Annotated in this window: 1 protein-coding gene; it reads left to right on the top strand. The window is 54.5% G+C overall.

Features of this window, described 5'->3' with window-relative positions; translation table 11 throughout:
• Positions 1-550: IS4 family transposase (locus tag WFP70_RS26520; protein WP_337024908.1), on the top strand; the 550-nt coding region annotated here is incomplete at both ends.

The following is a 550-nucleotide window of genomic DNA, read 5'->3' as shown; positions in this document are numbered from 1 at the left end:
TGTCGGCGAAGCCGATCTTGCCGCTCAGCTTATCCCACAAACCCCCGACCACTCTCTGACCCTCTTTGATAAAGGTTTTTATGCGCTGGGTCTGCTGCACGCCTGGCAGTCGGCGGGAACGGAAAGACACTGGATGTTGCCGCTGCGCAAAGGGGCACAGTACCGTGTTGTCCGTAGCTTAGGGGCCGGGCAGGAGTTGGTGGAATTACAGCTGTCGCCGCAGGCGAAGAAAAAATGGCAGGGTGCTGCAGACACACTGACGGCAAGGCTTATCAGCAAAGAACTCAACGGAAAAAAGGTTCAAATCCTGACATCGATGTGCGATCCGCTGAGATACCCGAAAGCGGATGTTGTGGATTTATACAGCCATCGCTGGGAAATAGAGCACGGCTTCCGCGAGATGAAACAGCACCTGCTGAATAATGAGCTGACGCTGAGAAGCAAAAAGCCAGAACTTGTGCGTCAGGAGCTGTGGGGTGTGGTCCTGGCCTATAACCTTCTGAGGTTCATGATGGCGCAGATGGCGTACAGCCTGAAAGGCGTGGAACCT

Origin of the sequence: Pantoea sp. USMM079, from assembly GCF_037153115.1 — a bacterium.
Classification (GTDB): domain Bacteria; phylum Pseudomonadota; class Gammaproteobacteria; order Enterobacterales; family Enterobacteriaceae; genus Pantoea; species Pantoea communis.
The sequence above is the reverse complement of the archived record's forward strand: the minus strand, read 5'-3'. Positions and strand labels throughout refer to the sequence as shown.